The organism is Acetivibrio ethanolgignens, assembly GCF_001461035.1.
In the GTDB taxonomy this organism is placed as follows: Bacteria; Bacillota; Clostridia; order Lachnospirales; family Lachnospiraceae; genus Velocimicrobium; species Velocimicrobium ethanolgignens.
This window is the reverse complement of the sequence record NZ_LNAM01000013.1, coordinates 1-22,938: the sequence shown is the minus strand read 5'-3', so window position 1 is coordinate 22,938 and position 22,938 is coordinate 1. Positions and strand designations below refer to the sequence as shown.

Annotated in this window: 23 protein-coding genes; 22 read left to right on the top strand and 1 reads right to left on the bottom strand. The window is 38.4% G+C overall.

Annotated elements, in window-relative coordinates:
* The first annotated feature begins 21 nt into the window (after positions 1-21).
* The 7 genes from ASU35_RS01625 to ASU35_RS01595 all read left to right on the top strand — a co-directional run bounded on the left by ASU35_RS01625 (position 22) and on the right by ASU35_RS01595 (position 6,183).
* Entirely contained in the window at positions 22-357 is a 336-nt protein-coding gene (locus ASU35_RS01625; RefSeq protein ID WP_058351377.1) for a hypothetical protein, read from the top strand.
* Positions 350-562 carry a holin gene (locus ASU35_RS01620; RefSeq protein ID WP_058351376.1) on the top strand — a complete coding sequence of 71 codons (213 nt, stop codon included), beginning with the start codon at positions 350-352 and terminating at the stop codon, positions 560-562. The genes ASU35_RS01625 and ASU35_RS01620 overlap by 8 nt, the downstream gene beginning before the upstream one ends.
* Positions 562-2,112: a glucosaminidase domain-containing protein gene (locus tag ASU35_RS18370; protein WP_147525328.1), complete on the top strand. Its 1,551-nt coding sequence runs from the start codon at positions 562-564 to the stop codon at positions 2,110-2,112. The genes ASU35_RS01620 and ASU35_RS18370 overlap by 1 nt, the downstream gene beginning before the upstream one ends.
* A gap of 269 nt (positions 2,113-2,381) precedes the next feature.
* A complete protein-coding gene (locus ASU35_RS01610) occupies positions 2,382-2,603 on the top strand; it encodes an SHOCT domain-containing protein (RefSeq protein WP_242861177.1) in 222 nt (73 codons plus the stop codon).
* 49 nt (positions 2,604-2,652) lie between these two features.
* Positions 2,653-4,197, top strand: a complete 1,545-nt coding sequence (locus ASU35_RS01605; RefSeq protein ID WP_058351375.1) for a recombinase family protein — start codon at positions 2,653-2,655, stop codon at positions 4,195-4,197.
* Positions 4,197-4,625, top strand: a complete 429-nt coding sequence (locus tag ASU35_RS01600) for a recombinase family protein (RefSeq protein ID WP_242861176.1) — start codon at positions 4,197-4,199, stop codon at positions 4,623-4,625. Before ASU35_RS01605 ends, ASU35_RS01600 begins: the two co-directional genes overlap by 1 nt.
* On the top strand, positions 4,618-6,183 hold the full coding sequence (locus tag ASU35_RS01595) for a recombinase family protein (protein ID WP_058351374.1): 1,566 nt from the start codon (positions 4,618-4,620) through the stop codon (positions 6,181-6,183). Before ASU35_RS01600 ends, ASU35_RS01595 begins: the two co-directional genes overlap by 8 nt.
* An 84-nt stretch (positions 6,184-6,267) precedes the next feature.
* Here ASU35_RS01595 and ASU35_RS01590 read toward each other — a convergent pair whose 3' ends face one another.
* Entirely contained in the window at positions 6,268-6,618 is a 351-nt protein-coding gene (locus tag ASU35_RS01590; protein WP_058351373.1) for a helix-turn-helix domain-containing protein, read from the bottom strand.
* 252 nt (positions 6,619-6,870) lie between these two features.
* Between ASU35_RS01590 and ASU35_RS01585 the strand changes: the two genes are divergently transcribed.
* The 15 genes from ASU35_RS01585 to ASU35_RS01515 all read left to right on the top strand — a co-directional run bounded on the left by ASU35_RS01585 (position 6,871) and on the right by ASU35_RS01515 (position 22,674).
* Positions 6,871-7,863 (top strand): AAA family ATPase, encoded by a 993-nt coding sequence (locus ASU35_RS01585; RefSeq protein WP_058351372.1) that lies wholly within the window; start codon positions 6,871-6,873, stop codon positions 7,861-7,863.
* Positions 7,864-8,391, top strand: coding sequence for a recombinase family protein (locus ASU35_RS01580; protein WP_058351371.1), 528 nt, complete (start codon positions 7,864-7,866; stop codon positions 8,389-8,391). It abuts the gene before it with no gap.
* Positions 8,384-10,303, top strand: a complete 1,920-nt coding sequence (locus tag ASU35_RS01575; RefSeq protein ID WP_058351370.1) for a recombinase family protein — start codon at positions 8,384-8,386, stop codon at positions 10,301-10,303. Before ASU35_RS01580 ends, ASU35_RS01575 begins: the two co-directional genes overlap by 8 nt.
* 17 nt (positions 10,304-10,320) lie before the next feature.
* Entirely contained in the window at positions 10,321-11,163 is an 843-nt protein-coding gene (locus ASU35_RS01570; RefSeq protein ID WP_058351369.1) for a hypothetical protein, read from the top strand.
* Positions 11,164-11,571: a hypothetical protein gene (locus ASU35_RS01565; RefSeq protein ID WP_058351368.1), complete on the top strand. Its 408-nt coding sequence runs from the start codon at positions 11,164-11,166 to the stop codon at positions 11,569-11,571.
* A gap of 205 nt (positions 11,572-11,776) precedes the next feature.
* Complete coding sequence (locus ASU35_RS01560; RefSeq protein WP_083504097.1) at positions 11,777-11,986, top strand: helix-turn-helix domain-containing protein; 210 nt, start codon at positions 11,777-11,779, stop codon at positions 11,984-11,986.
* A 53-nt stretch (positions 11,987-12,039) separates the two neighbouring features.
* Complete coding sequence (locus ASU35_RS01555) at positions 12,040-12,996, top strand: helix-turn-helix transcriptional regulator (RefSeq protein WP_058351367.1); 957 nt, start codon at positions 12,040-12,042, stop codon at positions 12,994-12,996.
* Positions 12,997-13,007: 11 nt separating this feature from the next.
* The gene (locus ASU35_RS01550; protein ID WP_058351366.1) at positions 13,008-13,229 is read left to right on the top strand and encodes a hypothetical protein; all 222 of its coding nucleotides are present in this window, start codon (positions 13,008-13,010) and stop codon (positions 13,227-13,229) included.
* A 68-nt stretch (positions 13,230-13,297) separates the two neighbouring features.
* On the top strand, positions 13,298-15,859 hold the full coding sequence (locus tag ASU35_RS01545) for a dynamin family protein (protein ID WP_058351365.1): 2,562 nt from the start codon (positions 13,298-13,300) through the stop codon (positions 15,857-15,859).
* An 11-nt stretch (positions 15,860-15,870) separates the two neighbouring features.
* Entirely contained in the window at positions 15,871-19,524 is a 3,654-nt protein-coding gene (locus tag ASU35_RS01540) for an ATP-binding protein (protein WP_058351364.1), read from the top strand.
* Positions 19,521-20,171 carry a DNA/RNA non-specific endonuclease gene (locus ASU35_RS01535; protein ID WP_058351363.1) on the top strand — a complete coding sequence of 217 codons (651 nt, stop codon included), beginning with the start codon at positions 19,521-19,523 and terminating at the stop codon, positions 20,169-20,171. The genes ASU35_RS01540 and ASU35_RS01535 overlap by 4 nt, the downstream gene beginning before the upstream one ends.
* A complete protein-coding gene (locus tag ASU35_RS01530) occupies positions 20,168-20,539 on the top strand; it encodes an immunity protein YezG family protein (protein ID WP_058351362.1) in 372 nt (123 codons plus the stop codon). The genes ASU35_RS01535 and ASU35_RS01530 overlap by 4 nt, the downstream gene beginning before the upstream one ends.
* Before the next feature lie 12 nt (positions 20,540-20,551).
* Complete coding sequence (locus ASU35_RS01525) at positions 20,552-21,241, top strand: rhoptry family protein (RefSeq protein WP_058351361.1); 690 nt, start codon at positions 20,552-20,554, stop codon at positions 21,239-21,241.
* Positions 21,241-21,534 carry a hypothetical protein gene (locus ASU35_RS01520; RefSeq protein WP_058351360.1) on the top strand — a complete coding sequence of 98 codons (294 nt, stop codon included), beginning with the start codon at positions 21,241-21,243 and terminating at the stop codon, positions 21,532-21,534. The genes ASU35_RS01525 and ASU35_RS01520 overlap by 1 nt, the downstream gene beginning before the upstream one ends.
* An 18-nt stretch (positions 21,535-21,552) precedes the next feature.
* On the top strand, positions 21,553-22,674 hold the full coding sequence (locus tag ASU35_RS01515; RefSeq protein WP_058351359.1) for a hypothetical protein: 1,122 nt from the start codon (positions 21,553-21,555) through the stop codon (positions 22,672-22,674).
* Positions 22,675-22,938: the final 264 nt, after the last annotated feature.

The window sequence follows — 22,938 nt, the reverse complement described above, 5'->3', positions numbered from 1 at the left end:
AAATTACAAGGAGGAACGCTTATGACAGGAGAAGTCAAAGAGATTATTGCGTGGCTTGGTGCGTTGGGAATACCATCCATCTTTGCCATGACAGTGTGGTGTATCAAGTGTTGTTTGCAGTACACCAGACAACTGAAAGTGCTGGCAAAGGCACAGCAGGCACAGATGAGGTCACAGCTTCTCGAACAGTACCATTTCTATATGGACGATGGCTGGATTTCAGAGGAACACATGGAGGATTGGGAAAATCAGTACCAGGCATATCACAGTTTGGGAGAAAACGGCATCCTTGATAGCCGAAGAGACCAACTGTTGTTATTGCCTAACAAGAAAAAGGAGGAACAGAAGGATGAGTAATTATTGGAAGAATTGGATTAAGGCGGCTGGCATTAGAGCCGTGAAGACTGTCGCACAGACAGCCATTGCAACTATCGGTACATCTGCCGTGATTGGAGATGTGAATTGGGTAATGGTAGCAAGTGCATCTGCACTCGCAGGAATTTTATCATTGCTCACAAGTATTTCTGGCATTCCAGAAGTAACAAAGGAAGGTGATGAGTAATGAAACTCGTTGAGAGTATACTTACAAAGAATCCGTGCTACACAGCCGGAAGAAAGATTGATGTTAAAGGGTTGATGTTACACTCGGTTGGCTGCTCCCAGCCGAGGGCATCAGCCTTTATTAATTCATGGAACAGTCCTACATTCGATAGAGCCTGTGTTCATGGTTTTATTGATGGTAATGACGGAACGGTCTATCAGACACTTCCTTGGAATCACAGAGGATGGCATTGTGGTTCGTCTATCAATGGATCAGGAAACAATACCCATATCGGAGTGGAGATGTGCGAGCCTGCCTGCATTACTTATACGGGTGGTGCAACATTTAAGTGTTCAGACCTTGCAACGGCAAAAACTGTAGCAGAAAGAACTTATAAGGCAGCCGTGGAACTTTTCGCTATGCTCTGTAAGAACTTTAATCTTGACCCACTTGCAGATGGTGTTGTTATTTCTCATAGGGAAGGACACGCAAGGGGGATTGCATCAAATCACGGTGACCCAGAACATTTATGGTCGCAGCTTGGTCTTCCATATACTATGGATACATTCCGTAAAGCTGTGAAGGAGCAGATGGGTGGCAAGTCTGATAGTAAGAAGGGAACACAGGCTATTGTGTTTGCAGGTCTTTTAGAAAAAGATGCTGTACCTATTATCGGTGAGTTATGCCGTGAGGATATGAAGAAGAGTGGTATTCTTGCATCTGTATCTTCTGCACAGTTTATTCTTGAAAGTGGCTATGGCAAGAGCGAACTCGGACAGAATGCCAATAATATGTTCGGCATGAAGAAATCCTTGTCCGGGAACACATGGACAGGTTCTACGTGGGACGGAACTTCGGTTTATACCAAGAAGACACAGGAACAGAATGCCGATGGCTCATATGAAACCATCACGGCAGATTTCAGGAAGTATCCTTGTGTGGAGGATTCGGTTGCAGACCATTCAGCATATCTTCTTGGAGCCAAGAACGGAAAGTCACTTCGTTATAAAGGCATCAAGGGTATGAAAGATTACCGTGCTGTTGCACAGTTAATTAAAGACGGAGGCTATGCTACGAGCCTTTCCTATGTTGATAATCTTTGTAACATCATCGAGAAGTGGAATTTGACACAGTATGATACCGATAGTCAGACTATCCCGGATGATACTCCATCAAATCCTGATACAGTCACTTCATTTCCTGCTATACCTTTTTCTGTAAAGGTTATCATTGATAATTTGAATTATCGTTCAGAGCCATCAATGAACGGCAAGGTAAACGGGCAGACTGGTAAGGGCACCTTTACCATTATGGAAGTTCAGAATGGTGGATGGGGCAGACTTAAGAGTGGAGCTGGTTGGATCTGGCTTTCAAATCCTACTTATTGTACAGTTGGTAAAACTGTGAAGACCTCTACGAAGAAAACATCAAGTACCAAATCAGTAGATGAGATTGCGAAAGAGGTTATTCGTGGAGATTGGGGCAATGGCACAGAGCGTAAGGAGAAACTAACGGCTGCCGGATATGACTATGCTACCATTCAGAAGAGAGTGAACGAGATGTTAAAGTAGGTGTCTATGGAAGTGATATGTATTATTCTGATGATTCCATTTTATCTTGCCATTTGTAAATGCGTGGATGATGCTAGAATTGAATTTGAGGAACTTAATAAGTGGATAGAAGAAAGTAGGTAGAGTTGAGGCTCGGAGGGAGAAATCCTTCCGGGTCTTATTTTTTTGCTTTTTTTCAAAAATTTCACTGAAATTGGTAGTTTTGGCAATTTTCAATACATAGCTGTCAAAGGGAATGGATTTGTTCCCAAGGACAGGAGATGGAGAATATGCAAGTAACAAAACTTAGTAGTGACTGTGCAATGAAACATTGCCATGAAGTGAATAAGCAGACAGACGAAGAGCTGCAGAGAGAATATGACTTTTATATGGCAGAGAAAATCGTAAAAATGATGCTTGAAAAGGGTCTGATTTCTGTTGACGAATGTACCAGAATATCGGCAGAAAACCGCCGTATTTTCTCTCCTTTATTAGCAGAATTGAGTGGCTAATAGCCCGTACATGCGGCAATATGTCACTGACCGAAGGGAGGTTGAGACGATGGCAATAATTACGAAAATTGAAGAAAACAAAGCCGTCATAGGAAAGAAGAAGGTTGCAGCTTACTGCCGAGTTTCTACAGACCAGGATGATCAGCTTTTGTCCCTTGAAACACAGAAGGCTCATTATGAATCTTGGATACAAGGACATTCTGATTGGGAATACGCAGGGCTATATTACGATGAGGGATTAAGCGGCACCAAGATGGATACCAGACCGTCACTTTTAAGAATGATGGAAGACTGCAAGCATGGACTTATCGATTATGTGGTAACAAAGTCAGTCAGCCGTTTAGCAAGAAATACGGCTGATTTCCTAACCATAGTGAGAACACTGCTTGACCTTGGAATACCCATTTATTTTGAAAAGGAAAATATCGATACAGGCTCGATGGAAAATGAGTTGATGCTTTCGATTATGAGCAGCATAGCAGAAAGCGAGTCGGTTTCCATTTCAGAAAATAACAAGTGGAGCATTCAGAGAAAGTTCAAGAATGGAACTTACAAATGTTCCTACCCGCCTTATGGATATGACTGGGATAAGAAGAATGGCGAGATGGTGGTTAACCCTGAACAGGCAGAGATTGTGAGATATATTTTTGCACAGACCCTTGCCGGGGTTGGAACTCACGACATTGCAAAAGACCTTATGGCAAAGGGAGTTCCTACCAAGAAAGGTGGAAAGTGGACGGGGCATACAGTAAACGGAATCATCAGAAATGAGAAATATACCGGGGATTGCCTTTTCCAAAAGACTTACACGGATTCTTCTTTTGTGAGACGCAGAAACCTTGGAGAGATGGATCAGTACTATGTGGAAGACCACCACGAGGCAATTATCAGCAGAGAAGATTATGAGGCGGCCAATGATGTAATCGACAGAAGAAGGCAGGAAAAGGGCATCGAACTTGATAATGGTAAATACCAAAACAGATATCCTTTATCCGGCAAAGTCATTTGTGGAGAGTGCGGAGGAACTTTTAAGAGAAAGACTTATACCCATAAGGTGGTTCTTGCCTGCACACAGCACATTGATGATAAGGAAAAATGCTCCATGAAGTATGTTGATCTTGAGGCGGTTGAAGTTGCCTTTGCGACTATGATGAACCGACTGGTTTATGGAAGAAATAAAGTGTTGAGACCATTTTATGAAGCCTTGCAGCAGAGCAATCAGACCGAGGCACTTCTAAAAATCCATGACATTCAGGAACAGCTTGATGCCCTGGTGGAAAAGAAACAGACTATCAAGGGATTATTTGCAAAGGGAGTGATTGAGCCTGCGGTTTATACCCAGAGCCTTAATAGAGTAACAGCAGAAGTTGAAAGGCTGACAACGGAAAAGGATGCACTTTCCTACAGAGCCTGTTCAGAGATTTCACACATTGAAGAGACAAGAAAACTTTTGTCCTTTGCAGACAAAGGAGAATTTCTTGATGGCTTTGACGGAGAGATTTTTGGAACCTATGTAGATAGAATTGTAGTAAAAAGTCAAACGGAGCTGGAGTTCCAAATGAAGTGCGGACTTAATTTGATAGAAAGGATTTGATGAATATGGGACACACACCTTACGGATATCGCATTGAAAATGGTAATGCAGTTATAGAACCAAAGGAAGCAGAGGCAGTTGTAAAAATGTGTGAAGGTTACCTTGATGGTCTTTCGCTTAAGGCGGCCGCAGAAACAGCCGGAATTGTGGTTACCCACTGTCAGGCAAAAAGAATGATGCAGAATGAGAAATATCTCGGAACAGATTATTATCCGGCAATCCTTACAAGAGATGTGATGGATAAGGTTAAGGCTGAACTTGAGAAAAGAGCCACAGGACTTGGCAGAGTTTTTGAGCCGAAGGAAAAGGCAAAAAGGAAGGTACAGAAAGCATTTTATTTTGGAAATGCAGAGACAAGATTTAAAAATCCGTACAAACAGGCTGAATATTTGTATGGACTTATCGAGGGGGTGCAGATGAATGGCTAATGTTACGATGATTCCTGCCCGTGTGAACAGAAGGGCAAAAAGGGAAGAAAAGGAAACCGAAATACCAAAGACTAGGGTTGCAGCTTACTGCCGTGTTTCTACGGACAGTGATGAACAGGCAACCAGTTATGAAATGCAGGTAGAGCATTATACGGAATACATCAGCAAGAATCCCGGATGGGAACTTGCAGGCATATATGCTGATGATGGTATCAGCGGTACTAATACCAAGAAAAGAGAAGATTTTAATCGAATGATTGAAGATTGTATGGTAGGTAAAATCGACTTTGTGATTTCAAAATCCATCAGCCGATTTGCCAGAAATACGCTCGATTGCCTTCAGTACATCAGACAGCTTAAGGATAAGGGCATTGCAGTATTCTTTGAGAAAGAAAACATCAATACGATGGATACAAAGGGAGAACTTCTCCTTACCATTATGGCTTCACTTGCACAGCAGGAATCGGAAAGTTTATCCCAGAATGTTAAGTTGGGATTACAGTTCAGATACCAAGCCGGGAAGGTGCAGGTCAACCACAACCGATTTCTTGGATACACGAAGGACGATGAAGGTAACCTTATCATTGAGCCTACTGAGGCAGCAGTCATCAAAAGGATATACAGAGAGTACCTTGAAGGGGCAAGTTATAGGGATATTTGCAACGGCCTTATGGCAGACGGAATACTTACCGGGGCGGGAAAAAAGAAATGGATTCCAAGCACTATTCATAAGATTTTATCAAATGAAAAATACATCGGTGATGCCCTTCTTCAGAAGACCATTACCACGAACTTACTTGAAAAGAAAAGGGAAAACAATAACGGACTTGCTCCACAGTACTATGTGGAAGACAGCCACGAAGCCATTATTCCAAGAGACCTTTTTATGAGGGTCCAGGAAGAAATGGTGCGCCGTGCAAATCTTCGAAGTGGCAAGGACGGAAAGAAGAAACGCATCTACAGTAGCAAATATGCCCTTTCAAGCCTCTGCACCTGCGAAAAATGCGGAGACATTTATCGCAGAATCGCATGGAACAATAGGGGCAAGAAATACACGGTGTGGAGATGCTGCACTAGGGTAGAACACGGTCCCGGTGAATGTGATGCACCTACTGTTTTAGAAGAAGATTTGCAGGCAGCAGTTATGAAAGCAATCAACAAGGTGGTGGGGCAGAAAAGCACGGTAATCGCAAACCTTGAAACCATTCTGGAACAGACAGCCATTTGTGCAGATGAGGAACTTGCTGAACTTGACGAGAAAATAAAGGCGGTACAGCTTGAACTTGTCGACAGAGCCACTTCATCAGAAGGGTATGAAGATTTGGCAAGAGAATCGGATAGGCTTAACGAAAAAAAGCAGAAGATTCTGGTAACCCTTGCAGAAGATAAGGGCAGACAGGAAAAGAAGGCAGAACTCATTGATTTCCTTCATGAGCAGACCACCGAGTTTGAGGAGTTTGATGATGGTTTGGTCAGAAGGCTTATTGAGCAGATAACGGTGCATGAGAGTGGAACATTTACAGTCGAATTTAAGAGTGGAACTATGGTGGAAGTATAAAAGTACCCGCGTATATCACAGACAGCACTCCAGATTTACATCTGAGAGTGCATCCGTGACCTACGCGGGCATTTTGCCTAAAATTTATTTAATGGTAAAAGCTTTTATTATTTCTCTTAAGGCATTAATGGTCCTTATGAGAATAGTTGTTTCTTCAGAAGTACAGCCGGATAGTATCTGGCTGATTTCTACTTCTTCAGATGTTTTTTCAGAAAACTCCAAGGAATCAAGCAAGAGATAGTCAGCTGAAATTTCGAGAGCATTTGCAATGCTGACAAAATAATCCATGCTACATCCTTTGTTTCCATTTTCAATCCTTGCTATGACTGCTCGGTCAGAGCCAATCATTTCTGCAAGCTGGTCTTGCGTAATATTCTTCTGAGTACGAATATCTTTGATTCTGATACCCAAACTTTCAAAATCTATATTCTTCATTTACAGTCCTTTCTGCATCCAGCCCGCATTAGGTAGTCGGTATGTTAACTCTGAAAAAGTAACATATCAAGATAATTATATCTTTTAAGGGAACCCGTGCGGATACTCCCCCGTAGGAGGTTCACTTGCGGGATTTTGTGACCTTGTAGGTCACAAATGATAAAAAATGTGACCAACGGGGTCATCGTAAGAAGTCCACTTAGCATTTATACTGTTGATGTATGTTGGGATATCTGTAAAGGATGTGAAAAAATGAAGAGAAAATCGGGGGTGTTGAAATTGTACAGCGAAGTAAAATCTGTTCCGGTGGAGTGGCTATGGTATCCATATATTCCTAGTGGAAAAATCACATTGCTACAAGGTGATCCGGGAGACGGAAAATCCACGATGATGATGAACTTGATATCCTGTCTGACGAATGCAGAGTTTACTCCAAATGGACAAAAGATATCCGTTCCTAAAAGGGTTATATATCAATGTTCAGAAGACGGTGTGGAAGATACTATTAAACCCCGTTTAGAAGCAAGCGGTGCTGATTGTAGCCGTGTTGCATTCATAGATGAAGAACTTATCACGTTAACTCTTGATGATGAGAAATTACGAGATGCAATAATCGAATTTAAGGCAAATCTTGTTGTAATAGATCCATTTCAGGCTTATCTAGGGGACGATATCGATATCACAAACGCAAAGAAAATAAGGAAGGTTATGCAGAGATTAAATATCTGGGCATCAACCTATAATTGTGCAATTGTCTTAATCGGACATATGACCAAGAAAGAAAATCAGCGAGACTTATATAGAGGTCTTGGTTCAATTGATTTAGTGGCGGCTGCCAGAAGTGTTCTTCAAGTATATCGTGTTGATGATGATTCTACTGCAAGATATGTAAAACATATTAAAAGTAGTTTAGCACCAAAGGGTGAGGACTTTGGATTTGATTTGGATGCAAAGACAGGATTCCAATGGCTAGGAACATCAGAGGAGTTTGGAGATGCCACGTGGAGTGAGATGGTAAGTTCCGGGGATGCAAAAGCACAATCTAAAGATGAGATGATTGCAGGACTTCTAAAAGAAAAACTTATTGATGGTCCTATTAAGGCAACAGAGATACAGAGCGCTTTTGTAGAAATGGGAATTAGCATTAAATCATTGAAGCGAGTTAAGAAAATCATAGGAATTAAATCCATCAGGAAACAAGGGCAGTGGTTCTGGGCAATGGTTGATGTAAAGGAAAATGAGTAAATGGAAAAGATAAAGGTTGCCGGATATGTCAAACTGGCAAAGCTATGGGAAAAGCGAAAAGAGGCGGCGTTGCCATATCATCAAAGGTACTATCAGGAGATGTTCGCAGAATCAGATATCTTTGAATATGTCGGTGTGTATGTAGATATAACAGGAAACAAAGAAATCTTTAAGAGAAAAGAAATGCTCCGGCTGATACGAGATGTTTTAGACGAGAAGGTCGACTGCATAATGGCCATGACAAAGGGTTATCTTGCTGCCAATATGAGAGACTTTTCGTATTTATTTAAATATTTGATGGATGCTCGTGGTGGGCAGATAGATTTTATGACAGAGGATGAAAACGATGTGGAAGATACCTCTGGTTTTTATATTGATACCATAAAAAATGATGATGACCAAAAGGGCGCACTGAAAGAAATGGTGGAGCAATTAGTTAGTTTATATCCTCAAGAGTACGAGGATTGGAAAAATAAGCTAGAAACAGCAATGCAAAAATTGGAAGAAGGAAGTGATGGCAATGGATAAGAAACTGGAGAAGCTTATAGCGGAAGAGGGTGTATCTGAAAGCAGGATATATCATGAAATGGCTTCTAGACCGTGGAGGCAGCAGAAAAATGAAGTCCAAGAAAGAAAAGAGGATACAAGGAGTAGGATTCGTAATTCTTCTGTTCCAGAAGGGGCAGTATTGAGAAGACCAAAGCCACAACCAACTATAAATGATTCCGATTATAAAAGAGTTGCTGTTTATGCCAGAGTAAGTACTCAAAGTGAGGAGCAGGTATCATCCATTGAGAATCAGACCAAATATTATACAGAGAAGGTAGCAGAAAAAGAAAACTGGGATTTGTATAAAATCTATGCTGATGAAGGTAAGTCCGGCACGTCCATGAAAAGGAGAACAGAATTTAAACAGATGTTGCAGGATGCAGCAGACCAAAAGTTCGATACGATTCTTTGTGCCAGTGTATCAAGATTTGCTAGAAATGTGACGGATTGCATCGAACAGATAAAGCACTTAAAGACCGACAATCCGAGACATCCCGTAGGTGTATATTTTGAAACAGAGGGTCTTTATACATTGGATCCAAATTCTACAATGGCATTATTTATTCATGCTATGTTGGCCGATTGGGAGTCAGATAATAAGAGCAAACGAATGATTTTATCTTATGACCAAAGAATATGTACAGGACAGTATCCTGTTTCAGATTTACTTGGGTATAGGCACACAAAGGATGGTGATTTGGTGATTCAGGAAGATGAGGCTATAACAGTCAGATACATATTTCTTGCCTATCTTGGTGGATATTCGCTTAATGAGATAGCAGAAATTTTAACTGAAAATGAAAGACCTACATTAAGTGGCAGAACCGAATGGAATGCTGAAATGGTTCGTGCAATTATGCAGAACGAGAGAAGATGGGGAGACCTTGAGGCAAGAAAGAATATTGTTATTGATTACAAAGAGAAAAAGACAGTTAAAAATTATGATTTGAGAGTATCTGCCTTTGTTCCAGACCATCATGAAGGAATCGTAAGTAGAGAAATTGCAAATGCCGTAAAGATGATAAATGCAAGCAGTGGAACAATTGCAGGTGTTCCAGACATATCTGTTATCAGTGATGGAGGGCTTAAGGGATTTGTCACAGTTACTCCAGCTTGGGGTGGTGTGAATGCTGGATTATATCGTGATTTTTGCAAAAGTGCATATACAGATGATGAATTTGCACAGATTGAGCATGAGGCACGTATTATCAGTGGAAAGGAACATAGCAAAATAATATCTATGGATTTTGTCGGATATGAGGTTCCAAGTAGTGCATTTTTTATTGATGCAAGTACACCGACATTAACCTTCAACAGAAGAAATCTCAAGTTAAACAAAAAGTTCCATGACCGATTTGCAGGAATTGAGTATGTTGAATTTCTCTATCATCCTTTGCTACAGGCAATTGTTATAAGAAGCTGTGATAAGAGTGTGCCTGGTGCAGTAGCACTTAAGTCGAAAGAGGGTAAGGTTGTTAGTTCAATTCCGGCAGCACCATTTTGTGATGTTGTGTATGAAATGATGGATTGGATTGAGGATTATGGCTTTAGGTTCAGAGGGGTGACCAGACACTATGGCAATCAAACAGCAATGTTATTCTTCCTTGATGAACCACAGATTTTAGTTGGAAAGGGTGGCGTTAAGGCAGCAGGCAGTGCAAATTATATTCCTTATCGTAAAAGTGAGTTAGAAACGGAAATCCCGGAAGAGAAGATTTTCCAGTTTGGTGTTTCATATGCTATGCGAAAGAAAAGAGACAGCATCATTAAAAGATTATCGGAAAAGGATATGTCAGAACGTGGAGTGGTTAGGGAAAATCCACTCATTGGTAGGATACCTACAAGGCAGGAAATCATGGTTGAGTTAGATGAACTGCTTATGTCAATGTAAGGAAGGAGATACATATAATGGATGTTAAGCAGGAACAAGAAACAGGTCTTGTAGTAAGTGAAAAAGGAAAGGGTCAAAGCTATAATTTTACTGATCAAGAGTTAATTCGTCAGCTTGTTAAGTCAAGAATGGCGCAAGGACAGGAATTGGAATTTGAGGATTTGTCCGGCTATGAATTGCCACCGAGAACACAGTTCTCTATGTTGAGTAAGCCAGCGGTTTCGATTAAGTATGGAAAGATGACTTTTAATATGGCTAGTGTCAGAATGTTTGATGAGGCTTTGTTCATTCTTACCCCAGTCAATCGTGATAAAAAGCGTCTTATGGTTGTACCTTGTAAGGAAGAGGAAAGCGCATCATTGCAGTGGGCGAGAATCAGAGAGTCTGATGACACAAAGGTAAATAGGACTATCAGCTCTGAAGAATTTATTTTGAAACTGTATAAACTGATGGGGTGGAAACTGAATTGCAGATATAAGATTCTTGGCAGAGTTGCTTTAGCAAAGCCGGGTCCTATGCCTGTACTTATTTTTGATTTGGAAGAAGCCATCATGTTTGATTCAAAGCCTATGGAATTTGTGGATGAAGAGACTGGAGAAATCAAGAAAAAGCAGGTTAAGTATTATCCAGAAGAGTACAAGGATTGCATCGGTAAGTCCTATAACGATTATATTGAGGCAAAGCAGATGAATATCTTTGAGTTCTTGGATGAATACACAGGACAGTCTTATTCGGATTTGCCGGAAGAGGAAATCCCGGATGCAAGTGCAATTGAAATGCAGACATACAGTAATGGCACCACGGATGGTGAGGACGGAGAGATGACAGTTGGTTCTTTAGATACATCGGGGGTGGAGTAAGTGAACGATAAAGGCAAGTTGTGGAATGGCTCGAAAAAACAGGCAAAAATAAGAATATCATTGTATGGTCGTCAGAATATAATTCAGATAGGGAAGGATGTTGTCCGGGTTCTTGGTGTTCCGCCGTATATTTCTATTAGAATAAATCCTGAAATGGATTCTATTTTGGTTGAGCCTGCGGAGGAGAAACACAAGCTTTCCTTTAAGGTGGCAGAAGATATTTGTTTTAATAAAAATAGGCAGATGGTTATTTCAAGTGCGTCTTTTGTAATCGGTTTCATGGTAAAGAATAATCTTGATATATCGGAGACTTATCAGATTGACGGAGTTTATTCTGAAAAGAATAATGCTGCAGTGTTTCAGATGAAAGATGCGAAGGTGTATGAGCCTAAAAAACAAAAGGTGTAATGAAATTAAATATAATATGTGTGAATGTTTGCGAAGTCTATAAGGAGAAAATCTTTATAGACTTTTGTGCATTTGTAGTACAAAATTGTTTTATTTTATGCAAACGGTCATCAAAATGCACAAAAATATTGACATTCTTCGCTAAAGTGTAGTATTATTTATAGTTGGAGAAGTATGCAAAAAAGGGATGATGGAAGTAGAAGTTATGATAGAAGGATATATTACAGTTAAAGAGGCCGCGGAGAAATGGGGACTGCATGTTAGGTCTGTTCAGCTTATGTGTTCTGAAGGGAGAATCCCCGGGATTGTTAAATTTGGAAGAGCCTGGGCAATACCGAGTAATGCAGAAATCCCGAAGGATGGTCGAGTGACGACAGGAAAGTATAGAAATTGGAGAAAAAAAGAAACAGAGTGACAGAATGTGTCCTTCTGCGATGCTATAATTGATTTATAACATGGGAGGTAAAAATGGAGGACGATTTCAAAAGGGACAAAATTTGCCGAGTTCTGCAGATTTATACAAAACTTACAGAGGGCTATATCGTAAATAAGGCAGAGGAAGCTGCATTATATGAAGTAAATGAAAGAAGTATCCAAAGAGATATTGATGATATTAGATCATTTTTAGATGCGGACTCTGATAGGACAGGAGTAATAAACTCTATTATTTATGACCGAAAAGAAAAAGGATATCGGCTAGAAACAATTTACCAAATCAGATTAAAAAATAGTGAGGTACTTGCTCTATGTAAAATTCTGCTAGACAGTCGAGCATTTACTAAAAATGAAATGGTAGAAATGATTGATAAACTAGTAAGCTGTTGTGTCCCTAAAAGTAATCAGAAACTGGTTAAGGAACTTGTAAGTAACGAAGAGTTTCATTATGTGGAACCACGTCACAAGTCAAGTTTTATTGATGAGATGTGGGACATTGGCAAGGCAGTACGAGAATCTAGATATGTTGAAATGGATTATTATCGTTTGACAGACAAAAAAGTGGTTCATAGAAAAGTACAACCTGTAGCGATTATGTTTTCCGAATACTATTTTTATCTCACAGCATTTATAGAAGACGAAGATGTAAAAAGAGACTTTGATGTTATCAATGATTCGTTTCCAACAATTTATCGCATCGACAGAATTAAGTCATTAAAAGTGTTAGATGAAAGATTTAGTATTCCATATAAGGATCGTTTTGAAGAAGGAGAATTTAGAAAACGTATCCAATTTATGTATGGTGGAAAACTAAAAAAGGTGAAATTTAAGTACACGGGTTTGGATATTGATGCCATATTGGATCGGTTGCCAACAGCGAAGATAATTGCGGAAGAAAACGGAATTTATACTGTAAGTGCAGAAGTTTTTGGACAAGGTATAGATATGTGGTTTAGGAGTCAAGGAAATAACATAGAAGTCATAGAGTAAAGGAGAACGCTATGCTTACTATTATATTCTTTTTGGCTTTAATCTATGTTGCATGGAAAATGTTTGTATTTGGCTTAAAAGCAACATGGGGATTTATGAAAATATTATGCACCGTCCTGTTACTACCAGCTTTCTTGGTAGGGCTAGCTTGCGTAGGGTTAATATATGTTGCTGTGCCTATTCTCATTATTGCGGGAATAACTGCAATAATTGGAGGTGCAACATCAGTGTAAATAATGTATTTAAAGAACGTGTTTAGACGGAAGGTACGGACTTTAAGTACAACTAAGGAGAAATTAGTATGACTAGGATCAAAATTGTAAGTAATCCGTATGAGAGAAGCATAAAGTATTTTGCTTTTAATGAGTTTGTAAAGGATTGGGAAGATATACGAGTAAAGAATCCAAACAGCAGACTTAGAGAAGACGAGTCTGGAAAATCCTTTTTGCCATTTAAGATAAAAGAAATTGTGGATATCATCATTCATGATTATCATGTCGGTGCAGAAAAGGTAGAGCTGTACTTTGATGGTACGCAGGATGAGTATGAAGAGATTTATAATGTGTGCAATGATCCTGAAGTTTCTGAAAAGATATCATTATTCAAAACAGAAGAGTTTTTGGAAAATGCTAGAGACATTCTTAAAAATACAAAAGAGTGTTTTGAAAGAGTTCATCCTATAATCGAAAAGATTGTAAGAGATGATGCTGCGGTAATTAGAAATCTTAACAAGGTTTCGGATGCATTAGATGATATTATACCAATTTGTGTATTTGGTAATTATAGTGCCGGAAAATCAACTTTTATAAATGCATTAATTGGTAGCGAAGTGCTTACTTGCGGTGGAACTGTAGTTACCGCAAAAATCTATCGTATAGAACGTTCTAGTCATGAAGATAGAGCAAGAATTAAATTCACATTCAGAGAGAAGGATGTGGAGTTGTTTTTTGAAAATACTAATTTCAGAGTTATGAAAGGTGATAATGAATTAGTAGATAGTATAAAAAAGGCAATCGAAGAATCAAAAGAAATAGATATGTTTGTATATGTGAAGATTGCTTTAGATTTGATAAATGGATATGAGAAGAAAGAAAAGGAAGAATATGAAATAGGTAATGTGATTCAACTTGAAATACCGTTCTCAAGAAATGGTATCTTAGGTTCGTCACAGAATAAGTTCGTTATTTTTGATACACCGGGTTCAAATTCGAATTCTAATACAGAACACTCAAAAGTGTTGGCTGAAGCATTGGATGGTTTTTCGAATGGAATTCCAGTATGGGTATCAACATATGAAAATTTGGATACTAATGATAATGCAGATCTTTGCAGTCGCATATTAGAAATTAAGGCATTGGATAAAAGATTTACAATGATTGTTTGTAATAGAGCGGATCAAGCTGATTTGGAGGGTGAGTGTTTAGGAGAAGCCCAGGTATCTGAAATCCTTGAATATAATTCTGTCGAAGAGATGTATGCGAGTGGAATCTACTTTGTATCATCTATCATGGGTATTGGTTCTAAAAATAATGGTGAGTTGACGGATAAATTTTATAAGAAAATTTATCGTCAGCAGATAGATGCCTATGAAGATCCAGAAGACGAATACTACACATCTCTTTATAAGTTTAACATAATGCCAGAACAGATAAAAAAGAGAGCGTTAGAATATTCTGCTGATTGCACAAACCTCGTATATGCAAATAGCGGACTGTTTTGCATTGAAAAAGAGATGGAAAGCTTTGCTAGTAGGCATGCTGCTTACAATAAGTGCCAAATGGTTTATATATTCTTAAACGATGTAATTGATGAGACTAATAAACGTATTGAATATAGGACAGAATCACTTAAAAGAACAAGGGAGGCAAGAAAGCGTGAACTCGAATCTGCAAAGGCTCAGCTTATTGAACTTATTATGAAAACTGAAAGTGATATGGATTTTAGTTTTGAAAAAGCGGCGAAGACCTTTGTTAAGGAACTTACAACCGAAAGAGTATCATACTCACATACTGTGGAAGAAATTGATGCGATAAATGATAAGGTATGGCAAGAAAATGCAGGCAATACTGATATTGAACGCAGAGAAGAAGCATATGAGGAGAGCCGATCTTCTATGTGGGACCACTTAAAAACAAATAGTAAATCTTTGTTTAAGGGAAATGTTATCTCATCTGTTAAGAGTATGGCTACTGAATTGGCTAGAGATTATAAGGATGTTCAAGAGCAGAAAGATCGTCGAGATACCGTTAGCAAGGATATAGATAAAGCTACTTCTGATAGAGTGATACGTGGTGTTGTGCATGAATACAAGAAAAATACCTTGGCTGCAAAAGACGAGGTTAGTGCGGCATTAAAGGAATACTGGCTTGCAAATGCACAAGAGCTTAGGAATAGACTTGTTGAGATTATTACTGAAACAGATGCATTAACAAGTACACAGCGAGAGGAATTGCAAACAATAATAATGAATTATGAACCATTAGAGTTCAATGATGATGCTGATAATATTTTTATCAAGGCAAGATTCCTTCGAGGCAACTTTTTAGGTCTTAGGTCAAATGATTCCGAGAAACTTAATACAAAACGACTTACAGATATTTATAACGATAGGATTCGTAAAAATATAAAAGAGATTGCTGTTATGCTTAATGAAAGTTGTTTGGGAAGTTTTAGAAATTGGGTACAAAAACTTCAATCAGTAATAGAACAAAATATTACTGATTACAATCCAAGACTTCGTGATATGGCGGATATGATTAGGGAAGAAACAGAGAAGATTGCTGAGTTGGAAGAAGATCAAAGAACTATTGGAGCTTCACTGGAGGCAATTAAGGAATTAATGTCTTGGAAGACTCTTGAATAGGAGGCGATTATATGGGTGTTAAGAATGTTATAAAAAAGATTGGTGATAGAGCAGGAAGCAGAGTTGCCAAATTATCGGAGTTGAGTTCTTATCAGGTTGAAGAGATTCAACTTCAAAGAGAGGGATATTTACTAGAAGAACCAGATCCAACAGATGCGGCAGCAGTAAAAAGAACTGAACGAATGATGGCCGCAAGCAGTATAGAGATATTTAATGCGTATTTGCCACAGATAAAAGAACTTTATCTCCCCGTTGAGAAAGATGCTGAATTTGAGACACCTTTCGATGCACTTCACAATATTCGTTACATAGATATTACGAAGTGGGTGACTGATACAAAAGAGAATAGTTTGGAAAAATTAGTAAATGTATATGCTGTTCTTTCAAATGAGGATTGTAATATTGCTCTTGTATTTAACAGAACCAAGTTAACTACAAGAGTGTATATAGCCGTTGTTAACACAAGAAATGATGATAATAATGTAAATGCAGATATTTATAAACACAGAATAATTGAAGCAATTAAGGGAAATTTCCCGGGTGCAGAATTTGGAGAAGGTGGAATAGGACCTATTCCTTGTATGGCTAATGATAGAAAGTATTCAGTAGCAACTGCATCAAATATACCAACAGAAAAATCAGAAAAATTTATTAGTCAGACAATCGAGAAACTTTTAGATGGCATAGTTCCTGATTCAAAAAAGACAGAGTATACAATTGTCCTTTTGGCAACACCTATTAAGGACGTAGAAGAAAGAAAACTCAAGTTGGGTGAGTTTTATTCAGGATTAGCCCCTTATGCATCATGGCAGACGGATTTTCATTTTATGGATAATAAAGCGTTTGGCTCATCTGCGACTGTGGGAGTGAATGTTGGTGCAAGTGCGGGAGTTCAAAATGGAACTAGCAGTTCTATTACCGACACAGATAGCACAACAGACAATTCATCAACAACAAATACAGAATCACAAGGCGAAACTGTAACTGATGGAACAGCTGAGGCAGAGTCAACTAGTACAGCGCATAGCGATGGGACAAGTCAGACAGATACAACCACTACGGGAACAAATGGTTCTACAGCAAATAGTACAACTACTACAACAGGAACTACAAATACTACCACTAATACCACAGGAGAAACGCATGACAGTAATTGGAATGCCGATGCTCACTTTATTGTTGGTGGTGGAGGCGGCCATAGTTGGGGAACCAATAGTAGCACTGCTGAAGCTGCATCTACAATGCAGAACTTGGCAGAAGGCGTCACAAGTACTAGTGGATGGAGTAGCAGCACTGCTACTGCACTTGGAAAAACAGCAACAGATACTCTTACACAAGGGCTGACTAAAACCGTATCAAATAGTGTTGCTAAAACTACGGGTACCGCAATTGCAAACACATTAGGCAAAGCAGTTACAAAAGCTATGGCTACAACTGCAGGTATATCAAAGAGTGTTAACTTAGGTGCTAATTTTGGCGCTAATTTTGCTAGGTCATCCACAGTAACTGCTATGGTTGGAAAGAGCGAGGGAATAACCCAAACTTTTACTAATTATAATATTAAACACGCACTTGAACTTTTAGAGTCACAAATGAAAAGGCTTGAACAAAGTACTGCATTAGGCATGTGGGATTTTGCTGCGTATGTAATCAGTGAAGATCAAAATATTGCAAATAATGTCGCTCATTCATACTTGGCATTAACACTTGGAGAAGAGTCATATATGTCCAAGTCAGCAATTAACCTTTGGAGAGGTAATGTTGATGATGAGATGGATGCGGCTAAAACGATTAGTGACTATATCAGAGATTTACGCCATCCTATTTTTGCTTTGAATCCTGGTATTGTTCAGGCTGATGCGGAGTTTAATGAGTATCCTTCAATTATTACAGCAACAACATCTTTGTCAGGAAAAGAGCTTGCTTATTCATTGAATTTTCCTCAGAAGTCTATATCTGGGTTGCCTGTTTTGGAGTGCGCAGAATTTGGAAGAAATGTTGTGTCTTATGATAGTGTGGCTGAAAATGAGAGAACGATAGGACTTGGTAAAGTATTTCATATGAACCACACAGAAATCACACCTGTAGATTTATCTCTAGAATCATTAAAATCGCATGCATTTATTACAGGTTCGACAGGTTCAGGAAAAAGTAATACAGTTTATCATTTGTTAAAGTCTGCAAGAAAACAAGGAGTTAAGTATCTTGTTGTTGAGCCGGCAAAGGGCGAATATAAAAATGTATTTGGTAATGGTAAAGATGTTTCAGTTTATGGAACGAATCCTAAGTTATCTCCGTTACTTAGAATAAATCCATTCAGTTTTCCTAGTGACATACATATTTTAGAGCATTTAGACCGATTGGTTGAAATATTTAATGTTTGTTGGCCTATGTATGCTGCGATGCCAGCAGTTTTGAAAAGTGCAATCGAAAAGGCATATAGGGACTGTGGATGGGATATGCTTACGTCAACAAACAAATATAGTGATGACTTATATCCTGACTTTTCAGATGTGGCAAGAAACATAAAAACTATAATTGATAGTAGTGAATATGATAATGAAAATAAGGGAGCTTACAAAGGTTCATTACTTACAAGATTACAATCGTTGACAAACGGAATTAATGGAATGATCTTCTCTTCAGATGAATTATCCGGGGAAGAACTATTTAACAGTAATGTAATAGTAGATCTTAGCAGAGTCGGGTCATCGGAGACCAAATCTCTGATTATGGGTATGCTTGTATTGAAACTTCAAGAATATAGAATGTCGGAGAATGTTGGTATGAATGCAGACATTAGACACATAACAGTTCTAGAAGAAGCTCATAATCTTTTGAGAAAATCGTCCGCAACTCAAAGTGCAGAAGGTTCTAATATACTTGGAAAGAGTGTAGAGATGATTGCTAATGCTATTGCAGAGATGAGAACCTATGGTGAAGGGTTTATTATTGCAGACCAAGCCCCCGGCTTAATGGATATGTCGGTTATAAGAAATACAAATACAAAAATCATTATGAGATTGCCAGATCAGACTGATAGGGAATTAGTGGGTAAAGCGGCTAATCTTAATGATGACCAGATTGTAGAACTTGCAAAACTTCCATGTGGAGTGGCTGCCATTTATCAAAATGAGTGGGTTCAACCTATCCTCTGCAAAATTGATAAGGTAGATACGAAGAATTCCGCTTTTTCATATATAAGACCTACGGATGAGGAATTGTTTGGAACAGAGGAAGAATTATCAGATTCTTTGTTGAAATGTATTATGGATAAAGAACTGTTTTGTAAGGGTGATAAGCAAGATCTCCGTGAACTAAAAGACTTGATAATAAAGTCTAGATTGGACTCATATGTAAAAGTGGATTTCATAAGATACATTGAGGATACAAGTTCAGAGGGATTGGAAACACTTAGGAGCTTGATTTATGACTTCCTTAAGGCGGAGGAAGCAATTAAGTCATCAACTCAGTTTGAAGATATTAGAGAATGGGTTGGTTCTGTAGTTCAGAAGTTGCAGCCATCTATTAATGGGTATTCAAAGAAGCAGATAGATTTAACGATGGCACTTATTCTTCATGAGCAAACTATAAGAGATGTGTCATACAAAGATATTTATCATACATTTACAGAAATGTATAAGAGCGGGGGTGGAGTATTTTGATAAAAGAAATGATATCAAGTGATGTAAAAGAAAATAAGAACCCCTCTTTAGAGAATTACAAGAATATAAAACCCGAAGGAAAGCAGACAACGCAGGAAGTGAATGATTTTTGGAAGGGCGAGTTTCAAAAGGAAGCAGAGTCAGCGAAGTCGGAGAGTGGTGTACAGGAATATCTTGACGATAATGGTGTAAAGTACAGAGAAGGAGATAACCTGGTACCAAATAATGAATATGAAGTTAGAGGTTATCAATACAAAACTGATGGAGAAGGAAGAATTGTTGAAGCATCTGGAAAACTCAAAATGAAAGATCCTGACTATGAACGTGATATGGAGAGTGTACGACATAAAGAGGGGCAGGAATATAGAGATACGGATGATAGAGGGCATTTAATAGGACATCAGTTTGGAGGAAGTGACCGATTAGAGAACTTGGTACCGATGGATGCTAAATTAAATCAAGGTGACTTTGTTAAGTTAGAATCAACTTTGGCCGATGCTGTTAAGGATGGTGCTGACGTGAGAATGAAAGTTGAGCCTGTTTATGAAGGTGATTCTACAAGACCATCAGAATTTAGGGTTACATACAGTATTGATGGTGATAAGGATGTTGTTGTATTTAAAAATGAAAGTGAGGCAAAGGTATGATGAACGAAGCTATATATCAGAACATATATGAAGAACTGAATAAATACTTGATGCCCAAATGGGAAAAATTGGTTGTATATCTTGAATACGGAAATGCTTCTTATTCATTTTCGTTTTTTGTGAAAAAAGGTAAAGAATATATAAAGTGTTATGATCTTCTAGGGGTTTCAGAAGAAGCGTTGGCTCAAAGTTTCAAGAAGATAGAGGTGTTTGTAAGTAAAGAAAGAGACAAAGCAAAAGATAAGTGGTCAAACATGACAATGGTTGTTGAGTGTGATGGCACTATGCATACAGACTACGATTATACAGATCTTTCAGAAGGAACATATCAATTTAAAAAGATGTGGAAGCAGAAATATCTAAAATAAGCAGGTGGTATAATGATTAAATTTGGTGAGCAAGTTGATACTTGTAAAAAATCAAATACGGATTTGTCTGAAAAGTATAAGAGCATAAAACCAACTGAAAATATGTCTGATTCTGAGGTAGATGATTTTTGGTCAAATGAGTTTGCGAAGGAAAAAGAAGATACAGAATTGGATGTATACGACAAGTTGTTGTCGGAGATATTTAATCGTTCAGAAGACGAGTTGACAATTGATTTTAATGTTGATGAAGTATTGCAAGGGATTTTGCATAAGTTTTCTTTGGAAAACTGGCAAGAAATGAAGGATGCAGACAAGCTGTCAGCGATAAAAGAACTTGCACAAGCAGTTGGAGAAAAACTAGGCTTGGATAAAATTCCAAAAATAGAAATATTTGATGGAGAAAATGAGCCATATGGTAATTTTGACCCTTTGCTTAATGTTGTTAATTTAAACAAACAATATTTTGATGACCCTAAGGAATTGGTTAATACCCTTACCCACGAATTAAGGCATGCATATCAGAATATGAGAGCAGAGTTTTTTGAAACATGGGAGGATGCTCTTTTTAAGTGCAATTTTGATAATTATATTTCACCAGTGCCATTGCCTGGTGGTGGGTATTTGTTTTTTATGGATTATCAGGATCAATATGTAGAAGTTGACGCAAGAGCTTTTGCAAATAAATTTATGGAGGTAATGTGATGAGTAAGATAATAGAAACATTTTATACTGAAAATAATATTCCGGCATTTTTATTAAAGCAAAAGATGAATGCGTTTGAAAAGCATAAGGATATAGCTTTAGAATTTGAATATTGGATAGAGCATAAAAGTTATATGGCCGATGGTTGTATAGTGGAAGGTTATTCTGCATCTCAATTAGCTGCAATTACTGAGTATTTAGATGGAGAAAGTGCTTTTCTTTTGCTAATTGAATTAAGAGAAAATCCTCAAAAAGCAAAGAAGAGAATTAGTGATGGATTTAAAAGGAAATAAAAAGGAAAGGCACAAGGCATGGGAAAAAAGGATCGAGGATGGGACTACCTAAACTCATCTAGTGATGATTTCGAATTCGATGAAGACAATGATGGAAGTTGGGGCTACGAAAACGATGATGGAAGTGGCTCTTTTTATGGCGCCGATGGAAGCTGGGGCTATAAAAATTCTGACGGAAGTGCGTCCTACTACGGAGCAGACGGAAGTTGGGGATATAAAAATGCTGATGGTAGTAGTTCATATTATGGAAATGATGGAAGTTGGGGTTATAAGAACTCAGACGGAAGTGGTTCGTTTTATGGAAGTAATAATGAGTCTACATATTACGATTCGGATGAAGAAGACGATGAAGAGGATGATGATTATTCATATTCTAGCGGAGACCAAGATATAAGTGGTGGAGCGGCAGCAGTTGGAGCATTGCTTGGTTTAGGATTGGCGGCTTTTGCAGCCGGAAGATCAAGAAGTGGTAGAGACGAAGATGATGACGAAGAAGAATTTGATGAAGAATATATACTGAGACAACAAGAATTAGAAAGACTCCGAAGAGAAGAGGCTGAACGTCAGGCTAAGATAGAACAAGAGAAAAAGGATAAAAGAAAAGCAAAGTTCAAAAGACTTTGGAGTGCGATTGCGCACAAGAAAATGATAGATGTTAATATCTCATCGTCTGAATGTATTGGACAGAATTATTTAAAAGTTATTTCTTTATTTGAAAAAAGCGGGTTTTCAAAAATTCAAACAAATATTCTTGAGGATTTAGAATATCACGATATTGAACGAGAAAACTTTGTTACAGATGTAACGATAGATGGAAATAGTTATTTTGAAATAACATCGCAGGCTAAATATGACTCACAAGTCATAATAACTTTTCATAAGTTGAAAAGGGCTGCACTTCCGTTGTCTTATAAGGAGGCAAAGAAAACCTTAGGTTGGGAGGTTGTGGCGGCATTTGTAAATGCGGGCTTTGTTGATGTAAGAGAGAATGTTATTAAAGATTTGACATTTGGATGGCTAAAAAAAGATGGTGCTGTGGAATCGGTTTCTGTGGCAGGGGATACAAGGTATAGAATGGATGGTTCGTATCGCATAGATACGCCAATTGTTATCACGTATCACACTTTTAAGAAGAAGTAAAAGTCTGTCGATATGTTCCCGTGTACGCTCATAGCCTAAAATCGGCTTTGATATGTTTCCACGAACGAACAAAAGGCTAAAAATCGGTATGATAAGTTTCCGACTACAGCGAAAATAGCAAAATTGCCGTGGATATGTTCCCCGTTACGAGCGAACTCCTAAAAATGGGTGGATTGACATTCATAGTGTTTTTGCAACCCATGTGGAGACATGCGTCCTTTTAACCCACAAAAAATGTGATGACTTTAGTGTTAAGATAGAAGT